The following is a 13,515-nucleotide window of genomic DNA, read 5'->3' on the forward strand; positions in this document are numbered from 1 at the left end:
TCATGCTCCGTTCATACTGCGTTTGCCGGGCCATTCCATCAATTCGGCCTCGGGGAAAGCCTCACGCGCGGCGCGGACCATGTCCGATTCCCACGCGGCGGTCTTGATCGCTTCCTCGGCCGCCACCTGCTGCTCGTGCAGGGTCGGGGCGCCGGGCACGTCCTCCAGCGTGACGCGCCAGACCTGGCCCGTCGCCGCCTTCAGCGCTGCGATCAGCTCGCTCAGCGTGTCGGCCGCGATCGGGCGCGATCCGCTGAACACCATCTCCGGTGGGGTATAACGCACGAGACGCGCGCCGTGGCGCAAGCGCGCCGCCAGCGCCAGCTGGCCCATATCGTCCAGCCGGTCGATCATCGCGACGAAGCTGTCGGGCAGCTTCGGCGGCTCGGGCTCGGCCGGCGGTGGAGGCGGCGCGATCCCGACCGGTCCCGCAGCGGGTGCCGCCTGATGCGTCACCACCGGGGCGCTGGGTGCCGACACGGCGCCGTCGCGGATCTGCCGCGCCAGCTCCCCCGGATCGGGCAGGCTCGACGCATGGATCGCGCGGAGCAGCGCCATCTCCGCAGCCTCGATGGGCAGCGCGGCGCGCGCGACCTCGTCATGGCCCTTCAGGAACAGCTGCCACAGGCGGTGCAGCGCGGGGAAGCTGAGCGAGCCCGCCCATTGTTCGCGCGCGGCACGCTCCTCCAGCGGCTGGGCGGCGTCGGGCGGCGTGCCGACCTTGGTCAGCGTGATGCCGTGCACCGTCTCCAGCAGCGAGCGGAGCACCGATTGCGGATCGACCCCATAATCATATTGCCGCCGCAGCGACGCGAGCGCGCCCGCCCCGTCGCCGTTCAGCACCAGTCCTAGCAGGTCGCGCACCGCACCGCGATCCGACAGGCCCAGCATCTCACGCACGGCGGCCGCCGTGACGCCGCCACCCTCCAGATCGGCATGGGCGATTGCCTGGTCCAGGATCGACAGCCCATCACGCGCCGAGCCTTCCGCCGCACGCGCGACCAGCATCAGCGCCTCGTCCTCGGCCGTGACGCCTTCCTTGACGCAGATATCGGCGAAATGCGCGGCCAGCTTGTCCGCCGTGATCCGCCGCAGGTCGAAACGCTGGCAGCGCGACAGGACGGTGATCGGGACCTTGTTCACCTCGGTGGTGGCGAACAGGAACTTCACATGCGCGGGCGGCTCCTCCAGCGTCTTCAACAGTGCGTTGAAGGCGTTCTTCGAGAGCATGTGAACTTCGTCGACGATGTAGATCTTGAAGCGCGCCGAGACGGCGGCATAGCGCGACGCTTCGATGATCTCGCGCACATCGTCGACGCCGGTGTGGCTGGCGGCGTCCATCTCGATCACGTCGATATGGCGACCCTCGGCGATGGCGCGACAGGGCTCGCATAGCCCGCACGGGTCGATCGTCGGTCCGCCGGTGCCGTCCGGCCCGACACAGTTCAGCGCCTTGGCAATCAGCCGCGCGGTCGAGGTCTTGCCGACCCCCCGCACGCCGGTCATCAAGAACGCATGGGCCAGCCGGTCGCGCTTGATCGCGTTGCCGAGCGTCTGGACCATCGCGTCCTGCCCGATCAGTGCGTCAAAGGTCTGCGGCCGGTATTTGCGCGCGAGAACGCGATAGGCTTCGGCCTTGGCAGGCGTCTGGACAGGCTGGGGCGGTTCGCCCAGGTCGAACGAATCAGCCATGACGGGCCGGACAAGTCGGGGTGAGGGAAATCATCGCCAACCAACATAGGCGCTCGGGCGCGCGCCGTCATCAGCGGATACGCCGATGGCTACCGGGCGTTGGACGATTACAATGTGCGGAGGGTGGGAGCCGGAACGACCCGCAGCGAAATCGTTACGGCTGCTTCCGTCAGGACCTGACCGGGTTGGCGACGACTACGTCCGCCCGACTCCCGGTCGCGCATATGGCGAAACGGGGCCGGGGGATCAAGTCCTTATCCCACCGGCCCCATCCGTGACGAACTTTCAGCTCAGCGATAGGTGTTGAAGCACTGGCGCTGCGGCCCGTTCCAGGTCCGCACCCAGCGGCAGGTCACGCGGGGACGGCCATAGGCGTAACGCGGGCCGCGCCAGCCGGGACCACGGTCCCAACGGGGACCACCGCCGCGATGCCAGCCGGGACCGCGATCCCAACCCGGACCACGATGGTGCCAGCCCGGCCCGCGATCCCAGCCCGGACCACGGCCCCAGCCGTCGTGCGGAGCGGCATCGGCAGGGGTGGCGGCGGCGACGCCCGAAACGGCGATGAGACCGGCGCCCAAGACAGCAAGAAGTTTCATAACGCTTTACTCCCGGTAATCCCGCCTGTCGGCGAGCATGGGAGAAGAATGGCGAATCGCCGATGATCAGTCCCTGAACCCGTTTGTTATCAAAGGTTCATGGTAATCGGGCGATCAGTCCGCTCATATGATCGGTCAGTCTGATCTGACAGGCGAGGCGGCTCGACCTGGTCGCTTCGGGCACCAGGTCGAGCATGTCCTCCTCCTCCGCCGAGGGGAGGGGGAGACGGTCGAGAAAGCCCGGATCGATCAGAACGTGACAGGTCGCGCACGCCATCTGGCCGCCGCACGTGCCCTCCAGCGGCTGACCCGCGCGCTGCCCGGCGCGAAGCAACGTCTCTCCCGGCTGGCCGTCAATCGGGGTGGCGGTACCATCGGCGGCGATGAAGGTCAGCGCGATCATCGCCGCTGGATCCGGGCCGCCGCGTCGATCCGGTCGATCGCCTCGACCAGTTCGGCCTCCGTCGTATAGCGGCCGAAACCGAGGCGGATCGAGGATTTCGCCTGCCGCTCGTCCAGACCCAATGCGGTCAGGACATGGCTGGGCCGCCCCGATCCGCTGGCGCAGGCGCTTCCCGCCGAGAAGGCGATGTCCCGGCAATCAGACATCAGCCGTGCGACATCCAGCCCCTCGCGGCGCATATTGAGATTGCCGTGATAGCGGTGATGGGCCGATCCGTTCATCGTCCAGTCCGGACCGAACCGCTCGGTGGCGAGCGACCAGAGCCGTTCGACATGCGCGGCGTCTTGGTCGGCATGGGTCGCCATCAGCCTGGCCGCCGCGCCGAACCCGGCACATAGCGCGGGGCTGAGCGTGCCCGAGCGGCCGCCCTCCTGATCCCCGCCATGCAGCAAGGGGGGCAGGGTGATGCCGTCCCTGATCCACAGCGCGCCGATCCCCTTGGGTCCATGGATTTTGTGCGCGGACAGCGCGACCATATCGACCGCGTCGGGAATCGCCGTCCGGCCATAGCCCTGTACTGCGTCGCACAGCATCCAGGCACCGGCGCGGTGTGCTTCGTCGGCCAGTGCGGCGACGGGTTGGCGGGTGCCGATCTCGTTATTCACCAGCATTGCCGCCAGCAGCCGGGTGCCTTCCGGGATCGCAGCGGGCGTGACCAGCCCCTCGCAATCGACCGGCAGGATGGTGAGTGGCCGTCCCGTCGCGGCGGCGGTGTCGAGCACGGCGGCGTGTTCGATCGCCGTGGTAACGATCCCGCCGCCGGTGCTCTTGATCGCCCAATTCAGTGCCTCGGTCGCACCGCTGGTGAAGACCACCCGGCCGCCGGGGGGCAGCAGCGCCGCCACCTGATCGCGCGCGACCTCCACGGCGGCGCGCGCCTGACGCCCTGCACGGTGGGGGGAATGGGGGTTGGCGTGACCTTGCTCCAGCCAGGGGAGCATCGCCTTCAACGCCTCCGGTGCGAGCGGGGTGGTCGCCTGATAGTCGAGATAGATCATGCCACCCGCTTCCCCCGCGCGATGGCGCGCCAGGCGGTGACGAAGCGGTCGACATCCTCCCGCGTCGTCGTCCGGCCGAAACTGACCCGCACCACCTCTCGCCCCGCCTCGACCTCCCAGCCGAGCGCGGCGAGGACATGGCTGGGCTTGAGGCTGCCACTCGCGCAGGCGCTGCCCGCCGAAACCGAAATCTGGGCGAGATCGAACTGGATCAGCTGCGCCGCCGATGGCTTGCCGGGCATGTGATAGCTGGCGATGGCGGCATGGCGGCAGCTGGCGTCGGCGACGACGATGCCACCCGAACGACGGATCGCATCGTCCAGATATGCGCGCAACTGGGCATGATCGGGCTCCGGCTCGGCCAGCGCGGCGGCATAGCCCAGCACGCCGGGCATATTCTCGGTGCCGGGGCGATAGCCGCGCTCCTGGCCCCCGGTCGGTGCCAGCATCGCCAGGTCACGGACCAGCAGCGCGCCGATCCCCGGGGGGCCGCCGCGCTTGTGTGCGGACAGCGCGACAAGGTCGGCATGTTCGATTACCTCGGTATCCGCGCCTGCCGGCATCTGGGCGGCGTCGACCAGCAGGATATGCCCGGCCGCATGGATCGTCTCGGCCAATTGCGCGATCGGCTGGCGGACGCCGGTTTCGCTATTGGCCCATTGCACGGTCACGATGCTGCGCGGGCCGCTCAGGTCGGGCAGGTGCAGCACGCCGTCCGGGCCGACCGGCATGACGATCGCATCGGGGGCGGCGCGCAGCACCGCGTCATGGTCGATCGCGCCGACGAAGCGTCGCTCCGCCATCGCACGGGTCAGCGCGATCGACAGGGCCTCACTCGCCCCGCTAGTGAACACTATGTCGCGACTCCAGCCCAGCGATCGGCCGATCGCCGCGCGGGCATCCTCCAACAGGCGCTTGGCGGCGCGTCCCTCGGCATGAGGGGAGGAGGGGTTGGCCCAGGCCGCGCACCCTTGTGCCAAAGCGGCTCGGGCGGCCTCGGTCATCGGGGTGGTGGCGGCATGATCGAGATAAAGGCGGGGCAGAGCTTGTTCCGTCGCTGAAATGATCGAACAATTGCGAAAATGACGTGTCAGCCTATATAGCGCAACGTTCCCGGCGCTCCACCAGCGCGCATCCAGATCGGCGAGTTTTGATGCCCGAAGTCATTTTCCCCGGCCCTGAAGGCCGCCTCGAAGGCCGTTTCGCCCCCGCTCCGCGTCCGCGCGCGCCCGTCGCCATGATCCTGCATCCGCATCCCAATGCGGGCGGCACGATGAACAACCGGATCGTCCAGGAACTCTACAAGACCTTCCAGCGGCGCGGCTTCGCGACGCTGCGCTTCAATTTCCGCGGCGTGGGCAAGAGCCAGGGCACGTTCGACAACGGCATCGGCGAATTGTCCGACGCCGCCTCGGCGCTCGACTGGGTGCAGAGCTTCCACCCGGAAGCCTCGACCACCTGGATCGCGGGCGTCAGCTTCGGCGCGTGGATCGGGATGCAGCTGCTGATGCGCCGCCCGGAAATCCGCGGCTTCATCTCGGTCGCGCCGCCCGCCAACATGTACGACTTCACGTTCCTGGCGCCGTGCCCCTCCTCGGGCATCATCATCCAGGGCGAGGCCGACGAGGTCGCGACCCCGGCCGCGACCCAGAAGCTGGTCGACAAGCTGCGTACCCAAAAGCACATCACCATCCACCACGACACCATCCCCAAGGCCAACCACTTTTTCGAGCATGAAATGCCCGAACTGATGGGGTCGGTGGACCGGTATCTGGACATGCGACTGGACCCGAACTCGCCGATCCGGTGAGTTTGTCGGATCGTGAAATGGGAAAGGGCCTCGGCGAAAACCGGGGCCTTTTTTGTGGGTGTCGGCTGAGGCATGGTGCCGCGATGCCGGATACGCCTTTCGACCTGACCGAGAAGGAAGCCACCGTCTTGCATCTTCTGGCGCGGGGTCATGATGTGAAGGGTGCGGCGGCCGAATTGGGCCTGTCGGTCCATACCGTTCATGAGCGCCTCCGCGAAGCACGGCGCAAGACAGGCGCGAGCAGCAGCCGGGGTGCGGCCCGCCTTTTGACCGAAGCGATGCCCCCCAATTTTTCAGGGTCCGGAAAATCCGGGGTGTTGCCATGTTCGATCGAGGACCAGTCATCGGGCCAGCCCCGCATCGGGGCGACGGACGGCCCCCGCTTGCCGGGCTGATGGGGAATGCCGGTGATGATATCCGCGATGACAACCGTAGCGATCCTGGGGGCGACGCATGTGGCTTCAGGCGACGCTGCGAAGCCCACCGCGCCGCACGTGGTATCGACCGTCCCGGCCACCGGTGCGGTGGTGCCAGCAGGACCGATCATTATGAAGGTTACGTTCGACCGCCCGATGCGGCAGGGGAGCTACTCCTTCGTCCGTGTTTCCCCCGATACCTATCCCGATTGCGGCGATAATCCGCCGGTCCAGTCTGCGGATGGACGAACCTTCGCGCTGACCTGTTCGGTGCGGTCGGGGAAAAGTTACGAGGTCTGGTTCAACAGCTCGAACTACAGGAACTTCACAGGTGAGGACGGCGTCCCGGCGGCGCCCTATCGACTGGGGTTCCGGGCGAAATAGCGTCGTCAGGCGGGGGCGGCCAGCTGCACGATCGCATGCGCCGCAGCCACCCCCGTTTCATAAGCCCCATGCGCAGTGGAGAAATCGTCGCGCGAGCAGGCCTCGCCCGCAAAGAAGATGCGCCCGTCGATCGGTTCGGCCAATATCTGCCGAGCTCCGGCCTGACCAACCTTGGCGTGGCTATAGCTGCCGCCGATCAGCGGTACCTGCCGCCAGCGGGTCGCATCGAGCGGGGCGAAGCGTCGTCGCCAGGCGCTCCCCAGCAATCCTACCAACTCATCGATCGCGAACGCCGCCGCCGCGCCGTCTTCCTCCAGCCCCTCGGCACAGGGGCCGCCGAAGAAGCTCTCGACGATCGGCCAGCCGAACGGGGAAAGGCGGTGGCTGGCGGTGCAGGCGCTGTACGGATTGCCGGTCAGATGCGCATGGGCGGGCCAGGGCAGGGAGCCTTCGACCGACAGGAACACCTTGTCGGCAATCCCGAGCGGCAATGCGGCGGCGGCGTCTTGCTTGGCAAGGCGTGGCGGGTCGAAGCTGAGTTTGCCTTCGGCCAAGACGGTGGTGGGGACGGCGATGATGACATGATCCGCCTCGATCGTACCTGCCGAGGTTTCGATCCGGATCGTCTGACCGCGATGGTCGATCCGGGTTGCCGTCACACCGGTCTTCACCGGCACGGCCGTCGCGTGGTGGACGACGACGGTACCATAGCCCTCGACCACTGCCCAATTATCGTCCGTCGCGGCGTTCTCATAGGCCGCCCAGTCGTGGAGCGAGACTTCGGCTAGCGCGGCGCCATTGGCATAGCCCGAAATCGCGTCGATCATCGGCCGCCACGGATCGTCACTCGCCACGAAGTCCGATAGCGGGCGGTCCGGCCCGTCGAGCGCGGCCATCGCCGCATCCTCGAACCGGGCATAAGCCTCGCCCGAGGCGCGCTTCCGGTCAGGGGGAAAGCCCAGGTCGTTCCACTGGACCTGCCAGTTGGGCGAGCGGCGATCGATGGTGAAGCCTGCTTGTTCGGCAATGGCGGTCCAGGGATTGCGCTTGGCGGAGTGGAGCCAGCCGCAACCATGATCGACGACATGGCCGGTCGGCAGTCGCACGCTCTGCGCCCGCCCGCCCAGCCGGTCCGCTGCCTCGATCAGCAGGACTTCGCGCCCCGCATCATGCAGCGTCCGTGCCGCCGCGATCCCGGCCGCGCCGCCGCCGATGACGACGGTGCGGCCGGTCATGCTCAGGCGGCCGCCAGCAGCCGCTTTTCGCCGGCGATTCGCATCATCGCCTTTTGCAGCTTTTCGAACGCGCGCACCTCGATCTGGCGGACGCGCTCGCGGCTGACGCCGTAGACCTGGCTCAGCTCTTCCAGCGTCTTGGGATCGTCGGTCAGGCGACGCTCGGTCAGGATGTGCTTTTCGCGGTCGTTCAGGTCGTCCATCGCGCTGACCAGCATGTCGTGGCGGACGTCCGCTTCCTGCTGCTCGGCGACGACACTATCCTGAAGCGGCGAGTCGTCGGCCAGCCAGTCCTGCCACTGGCCCTCGCCATCCTCGCGCATCGAGACGTTGAGCGAGGTGTCGCCCCCCATCGCCATGCGGCGGTTCATGCTGATGACCTCGTCCTCGTTGACGCCCAGATCGGTGGCGATCTTGGTCACGTCCTCGGGGCGCAGGTCGCCGTCCTCGAACGCGTCGAGCTTCGACTTCATCCGGCGCAGGTTGAAGAACAGCTTCTTCTGCGCCGCCGTGGTGCCCATCTTCACCAGGCTCCACGAGCGCAGGATATATTCCTGGATCGAGGCGCGGATCCACCACATCGCATAGGTGGCGAGGCGGAAGCCGCGATCGGGCTCGAACTTCTTCACGCCCTGCATCAGGCCGATATTGCCCTCCGAGATCAGCTCGGACGTGGGCAGGCCATAGCCGCGATAACCCATCGCGATCTTCGCCACGAGACGCAGGTGCGAGGTGACGAGCTGCGCCGCCGCCTCGGGATCGCCATGCTCCTGGAAGCGCTTGGCGAGCATATATTCCTGCTCCGGGGCAAGGATCGGAAATTTCTTGATCTCGGCCAGATAGCGGTTGAGCGACTGCTCCCCGCCCAGTGCAGGAATCGTCGCCGGGACGTTGCTGCCTTTTGCCATGATCCTTATCTCCCTTTCTGGAGCGTCATTCCGTCTGGCCCACCACATGGGTCGAGGCGGTCTTCTGCTATACGTGAAGCCGACTGAACAGTTCCTGCATGTCGGGCGGCATCGGGCTCTCAAACGCCAAAGCGTTACCGCTTATGGGATGAATAAAGCCCAGATGCGCCGCGTGCAGGGCTTGGCGCCGGAAATCGAGTTCATCGAGCAGGGCTTTTTGAGCACCCTTTGTTCTACCATAAACCGGGTCGCCGAGCAAGGCGTGTCCCAGCGATTGCATATGAACGCGCACCTGGTGCGTCCGGCCCGTCTCCAGCCGGCACTCGACCAGCGCGGCGTTGTTCAGCTTTTCGATGGTGCGGTAATGGGTGACGGCGCGCTTGCCGCCCTGCACGATCGCCACCTTCTTGCGGTTCTGCGGGCTGCGCGCGAGCGGCGCGTCGACCGTGCCGTCGGCCGGGCGAGGAACGCCCCCGGTGATCGCGCGATAGCGGCGGTCGATCGAGTGCGCCGCGAACTGCTTGGCCAGCCCTTCGTGCGTGCGGTCGGTCTTGGCCGCGACCATCAGACCGGACGTGTCCTTGTCGATCCGGTGGACGATGCCCGGCCGCGCGACGCCGCCGATTCCCGACAGCGATCCGCCGCAATGATGGAGCAGCGCGTTGACCAACGTGCCGTCGAGATTGCCCGCCGCCGGATGCACGACCAGCCCGGCGGGCTTGTCGATGATGATGAGGTGCTCGTCCTCATAAGGAATGACGAGCGGAATATCCTGCGCCTCGTTATGCGCGGGGGTGGGGGCGGGTACGGCGACCTGGAACAGATCGCCCGCCGCCGCCCGCTTGGCAGGGTCGCGTGCCATCACGCCGTCGCGCGTCACCGCGCCGCTGGCGATCAACACCTTCAGCCGTTCGCGCGACAGGGTCGGCACCGCATCGGCCAGCGCGCGGTCCAACCGCCAGCCATCCGCTGTGGGCGCGATCCGCGCATCGATGATGGCAACCCCCCGGTCCATGGCCTAGTAAATTGGGCATGACCGTAACGATTTCAAGCGATGCGCTGGACTTCCTGTTGATAACCGCCGCGGCGTCGCCCGATCGTGAGGTGTGCGGACTGTTGCTGGGCGAAGGAAACCGGATCGCGCGGGTCATGCCCTGCGCCAATGTCGCGTCCGAGCCGTGGCACCGGTTCGAGATCGACCCCGTCGCGCTGATCGCCGCGCACCGTGTGGCGCGGAAGGACGGACCGGCGGTGATCGGTCATTACCACTCGCACCCGACCGGGCTGGCCGAGCCGTCCCCACGCGATGCCGCCGACGCCGCGCCCGACGGCACGATCTGGCTGATCGTTGGGGGCGGGGAGGTCACCGCCTGGCGTGCCGTCGCGGCGGGCCGCCGCCATGGCCGGTTCGATCCGCTCACCCTTGCTTGCGCCGAGGGGCCGGGCGCGTCAAAAAGGGGAACTTCGTCAAGGGATTTTGCATGACCGTCAGCCCGGTGGATTTCGCGAGCCTACTCTGTTCGCGACTGTGCCACGATCTTTTGTCGCCGGTGGGCGCACTCAACAACGGGCTGGAGTTGCTCGCCGATGAAACCGATCCGGCGATGCGCGCGCGGTGCATGGAATTGCTGGCCGACAGCGCGCGCGCCTCGGCCAACAAGCTGAAATTCTTTCGCCTGGCCTTCGGGGCGGGCGGCGGCTTCAGCGAACGGGTCGACATGGCCGAGGCGAAGGCCGCGATCGAGGGGCTGCTGGTCGACAATCGCCGCACCACGCTGGGCTGGCTGGTCGAGGCACCGTCGTTGCCCAAGCCCGCGGTACGCATTCTGGTCAATCTGGCGCTGATCGCGGTCGAGGCATTGGCGCGGGGCGGCACGATCGATATCGGGGCGGAGGCGGGACGCGAGGCCATCGAGATCGCGATCCGCATAGAGGGGCCGCGAATCCTGCTCGACCCGGAAATCCGCCGCACCCTGATGGAGGGGCGGGGGACCGAGCCGCTGGCCTCGCGGACGGCGCCCGCCTTTCTGGTTCATACGCTTACCACCGAACTCGGCGGCATGACGCTGGTGACGGAGCCCGCGCCCAATACCATGATCCTGGGGGCCGCGATCCGCGCGGGGTAAACGCCCTTTTAATCTTGTGGCGGCAAGAGGGAGCGGATCTCAGCGGGGAAGCTGGGGGCTCCCTCGGGGATTTATGGACGACCTGTTACAGGAATTCATTGCCGAGACCCGCGAAACGCTGGAAGCGCTGTCCAGCGAGGTCGTCGCGTGGGAAGCAGCGCCCGGCGACCGTGCGCGCCTCGATGCGATTTTCCGGTTCGTCCATACCGTCAAGGGGAGCTGCGGCTTTCTCGATCTGCCGCGCCTCGCACGCTTGAGCCATGCCGCCGAGGATGTGCTGGCCGATGCGCGCGACGGCAAGCGGATGCCCGATACCGCGCTGGTCGATGCCGTGCTGGCGATCGTCGACCGGATCGGTGCGATCGTCGAGGGCATCGCGGCGAACGTGACGCTGGACGATTCGGATGACGAGGCGCTGATCGCCGCGCTGACCCGCGTGGAGGAGGTGGTCGCGACCGCTCCGGCCCCGCGTGTCGCTGGCACGCCACGCACCGCGCCCCGCAGCATACGACTGAACGTCGACCTGCTCGACCGGATGATGAGCGGCATGTCCGACATGGTGCTGGCCCGCAACGAACTGGCGCGAAGACTGCGCGACGATGTGCTCGACCCGCGCGTCGAGGCGGCTCTCGATCAATTGTCGCTGACCGTCGCCGATATGCGCGACACCGTGACGCGAACCCGGATGCAGAAGGTCGATGCCCTTTTCTCCGCGCTGCCCCGCATGGTCCGCGATACGGCGGCGGAGCTGGGCAAGGCGGTCAGCTTGCGTATCGAGGGATCGGATGTCGACCTCGACCGCGAGATGATAGAGATGATGCGGGACCCGCTGGTCCACATCATCCGCAACGCCATCGACCATGGCATAGAGACGCCCGCGCGGCGGCGCAGCCTGGGCAAGGCACCGACCGGCCAGATCCGCGTCACGGCGCGCCAATCAGGCAACCAGATCTTGATCGAGATCGAGGATGACGGTGCGGGCATCGACGTTGCGCGTATCGCGGCCAAGGCGGTGGCGAACGATGTCCGCTCCGCCGCCGAGGTCGCAGGCATGACGCCCGCCGACAAGCTGAGGCTCGTCTTCGAGCCGGGCCTGTCCAGCCGCGATACCGTCTCGGCGGTATCCGGGCGCGGCGTGGGCATGGATGTGGTGCGCGCCAATATCGAGCATGTCGGCGGCCGCATCGCGCTGGACAACCGACCGGGCCGGGGCCTGACCATCACCATTCAAGTTCCGCTGACCTTGTCGATCATGTCGACATTGATCGTCGCGGTCGCCGACCAGCGTTTCGCTATCGCCCGTCAGACGATCGAGGAGATCGTCAAGGTTCGCGGCGATCAGGTCCGCATCGACCCGGTCGGGGACATCAAGGTCGCGACCGTGCGCGGCCGACGCCTGCCGATGCTGGCCCTCGCCCCCTTTCTCGCGATCGGCGAAGGCGAACCCACCACGCTGGTGATCGTGTCCACCCGCGAGGGTGACTATGCGCTGGGCGTCGACGATGTGCTGGACACCGAGGAGGTCGTGGTCAAGCCTGCCGCTCCGGCCGTGATGGGCACCGGCCTTTATGCGGGGCAGACGCTACCCGACAGCGGAATGCCGATGCTGCTGCTCGATGGCGGCGGCCTGGCTTTGGCGGCCGGGCTCCGGTTCCAGCAGGACATCATCGCGGCGACCGAGGCGCTTGCCCCGGATGCCGCCAACCCCGCACTGTTGTTCGAGGATCTGGACGGCGCGCGCCGCGCCATTCCGCTGGGCGCGATCGACCGGGTCGAGAAGGCGAGTGCCGAAGCCATTCACCGTTCGGGCGGACGCACGCGCCTGGTCGTCGATGGGGCGACGATACCGCTCCACCATGGCGATGCCGCCGCGCTCGACCGGGCGCTGGCGCGGGGGACGATCGAGGTGCTGCGCCTGACCGATGGCGAAGCCGAATGCGCCTATGCGATCGGCGGCGCACTGGAGATCATTCAGCTTCCTGCCGATATCTCACCCGCGGCGGACGGACCGGTACTGGGCGTGGCCGTATGCGAAGGGCGGGCGATCGAGATACTCGATCCACTGGCCTTCTTCCTCGATTCCGATGTTCCGGACCATGGGGAGGCCGCGCCGCTTTGCCTGCTCGACGGGGCAGGCGCGGCATGGATGGACCGTTTTCTGCGCCCCGTGCTGGAGGCGCATGGCTATCGCTGCACGCTTCGGCCCGATGGCGACGAGGCACCGGCCGTTCGCCTGGTCATGGACGAGGATGCGGTCGCCGCCGACCGTTCGGACGCCCCCGTCCTGCGCCTGTGTCGCGATCGGGAAGGGGCCTGCGAGCCCGGCAGCATCTATCGCTATGACCGTTCTGCCCTGATCGCGGCGCTGGCGGGCCATGCGCGCCGGGGAGGTCGCTGATGCCGCTGTTCCTGATCGCCTGCATCGCCGGGCAGGGCGTGGCCTTCGACGCGGACCAGGTCGATTCGGTCGTGGATATCGGGGAGATCGTGGCGGTGCCCCGCGCCGATCCGTCGGTCCGTGGGCTCACCGCGCTGCGCAGCCGGGTCGTTACCGTCGTCGATACGCGCCGCTCGCTGGGGCTGGAGCCGACCGCGCCGCACGTCCGCCGCGCCGTCATCACCCAGCAGGATGGCCATTACTACGCCATGCTGGTCGACGCTCTGGACGATATCGAGACGTTCGAGACGCGCTCGATGCCACTTGTCGCACCGAAGGAAGACCGCTGGTCGCGTGCCGCCGACGGCATGGTCTTTCGTAATGGCGAGCCGCTCTTGATCCTGGACTTGGCGAAACTAGTGCCGCAGCCGGCGGCTATGCTGGCCTGACCGATTAACGGGACCGTTACTTTCGAGCACTATTTTGAATGGCAGGTCCATTGGGACC

Annotated in this window: 15 protein-coding genes and 1 other RNA gene; 7 read left to right on the forward strand and 9 right to left on the reverse strand. The window is 67.4% G+C overall.

What is annotated here, in order from left to right; all coding sequences use genetic code 11:
* From GGR45_RS04980 to GGR45_RS05005, 6 genes are all read right to left on the reverse strand, one after another.
* Positions 1-1,692 carry a DNA polymerase III subunit gamma/tau gene (locus GGR45_RS04980; RefSeq protein WP_175310907.1) on the reverse strand — a complete coding sequence of 564 codons (1,692 nt, stop codon included), beginning with the start codon at positions 1,690-1,692 and terminating at the stop codon, positions 1-3.
* 119 nt (positions 1,693-1,811) lie between these two features.
* An RNA gene (ffs, locus tag GGR45_RS04985) (signal recognition particle sRNA small type) lies at positions 1,812-1,909 on the reverse strand.
* Positions 1,910-1,982: 73 nt separating this feature from the next.
* On the reverse strand, positions 1,983-2,291 hold the full coding sequence (locus tag GGR45_RS04990) for a hypothetical protein (protein WP_175310906.1): 309 nt from the start codon (positions 2,289-2,291) through the stop codon (positions 1,983-1,985).
* Between the two features lie 97 nt (positions 2,292-2,388).
* Positions 2,389-2,694, reverse strand: a complete 306-nt coding sequence (locus tag GGR45_RS04995; protein ID WP_175310905.1) for a 2Fe-2S iron-sulfur cluster-binding protein — start codon at positions 2,692-2,694, stop codon at positions 2,389-2,391.
* Positions 2,691-3,752 (reverse strand): cysteine desulfurase family protein, encoded by a 1,062-nt coding sequence (locus tag GGR45_RS05000; RefSeq protein WP_175310904.1) that lies wholly within the window; start codon positions 3,750-3,752, stop codon positions 2,691-2,693. Before GGR45_RS05000 ends, GGR45_RS04995 begins: the two co-directional genes overlap by 4 nt.
* Positions 3,749-4,795 (reverse strand): cysteine desulfurase family protein, encoded by a 1,047-nt coding sequence (locus GGR45_RS05005; protein WP_175310929.1) that lies wholly within the window; start codon positions 4,793-4,795, stop codon positions 3,749-3,751. The genes GGR45_RS05000 and GGR45_RS05005 overlap by 4 nt, the downstream gene beginning before the upstream one ends.
* Before the next feature lie 110 nt (positions 4,796-4,905).
* Between GGR45_RS05005 and GGR45_RS05010 the strand changes: the two genes are divergently transcribed.
* The 3 genes from GGR45_RS05010 to GGR45_RS05020 all read left to right on the forward strand — a co-directional run bounded on the left by GGR45_RS05010 (position 4,906) and on the right by GGR45_RS05020 (position 6,362).
* A complete protein-coding gene (locus GGR45_RS05010) occupies positions 4,906-5,562 on the forward strand; it encodes an alpha/beta hydrolase (RefSeq protein WP_007404127.1) in 657 nt (218 codons plus the stop codon).
* Positions 5,563-5,645: 83 nt separating this feature from the next.
* On the forward strand, positions 5,646-5,957 hold the full coding sequence (locus tag GGR45_RS19990; RefSeq protein WP_175310903.1) for a helix-turn-helix transcriptional regulator: 312 nt from the start codon (positions 5,646-5,648) through the stop codon (positions 5,955-5,957).
* 27 nt (positions 5,958-5,984) lie between these two features.
* A complete protein-coding gene (locus GGR45_RS05020; RefSeq protein WP_175310902.1) occupies positions 5,985-6,362 on the forward strand; it encodes an Ig-like domain-containing domain in 378 nt (125 codons plus the stop codon).
* A gap of 5 nt (positions 6,363-6,367) precedes the next feature.
* Here the strand turns inward: GGR45_RS05020 and GGR45_RS05025 are convergent, their stop codons facing one another.
* The 3 genes from GGR45_RS05025 to GGR45_RS05035 all read right to left on the reverse strand — a co-directional run bounded on the left by GGR45_RS05025 (position 6,368) and on the right by GGR45_RS05035 (position 9,520).
* Entirely contained in the window at positions 6,368-7,597 is a 1,230-nt protein-coding gene (locus GGR45_RS05025; RefSeq protein WP_175310901.1) for a flavin monoamine oxidase family protein, read from the reverse strand.
* Positions 7,598-7,599: 2 nt separating this feature from the next.
* On the reverse strand, positions 7,600-8,505 hold the full coding sequence (rpoH, locus tag GGR45_RS05030) for an RNA polymerase sigma factor RpoH (RefSeq protein WP_058746587.1): 906 nt from the start codon (positions 8,503-8,505) through the stop codon (positions 7,600-7,602).
* A 67-nt stretch (positions 8,506-8,572) separates the two neighbouring features.
* Positions 8,573-9,520, reverse strand: a complete 948-nt coding sequence (locus GGR45_RS05035) for an RluA family pseudouridine synthase (protein ID WP_175310900.1) — start codon at positions 9,518-9,520, stop codon at positions 8,573-8,575.
* Between the two features lie 17 nt (positions 9,521-9,537).
* Between GGR45_RS05035 and GGR45_RS05040 the strand changes: the two genes are divergently transcribed.
* The 4 genes from GGR45_RS05040 (at position 9,538) to GGR45_RS05055 (ending at position 13,457) form a co-directional block, all read left to right on the forward strand.
* Complete coding sequence (locus GGR45_RS05040) at positions 9,538-9,990, forward strand: M67 family metallopeptidase (protein WP_175310899.1); 453 nt, start codon at positions 9,538-9,540, stop codon at positions 9,988-9,990.
* Positions 9,987-10,631, forward strand: coding sequence for a histidine phosphotransferase family protein (locus GGR45_RS05045; protein WP_175310898.1), 645 nt, complete (start codon positions 9,987-9,989; stop codon positions 10,629-10,631). Before GGR45_RS05040 ends, GGR45_RS05045 begins: the two co-directional genes overlap by 4 nt.
* A 73-nt stretch (positions 10,632-10,704) precedes the next feature.
* Positions 10,705-13,029 carry a chemotaxis protein CheA gene (locus tag GGR45_RS05050; protein WP_175310897.1) on the forward strand — a complete coding sequence of 775 codons (2,325 nt, stop codon included), beginning with the start codon at positions 10,705-10,707 and terminating at the stop codon, positions 13,027-13,029.
* A complete protein-coding gene (locus GGR45_RS05055) occupies positions 13,029-13,457 on the forward strand; it encodes a chemotaxis protein CheW (RefSeq protein WP_175310896.1) in 429 nt (142 codons plus the stop codon). Before GGR45_RS05050 ends, GGR45_RS05055 begins: the two co-directional genes overlap by 1 nt.
* The last annotated feature ends 58 nt before the right edge of the window (positions 13,458-13,515 follow it).

Origin of the sequence: Sphingomonas zeae, from assembly GCF_014197135.1 — a bacterium.
Taxonomy (GTDB): domain Bacteria; phylum Pseudomonadota; class Alphaproteobacteria; order Sphingomonadales; family Sphingomonadaceae; genus Sphingomonas; species Sphingomonas zeae.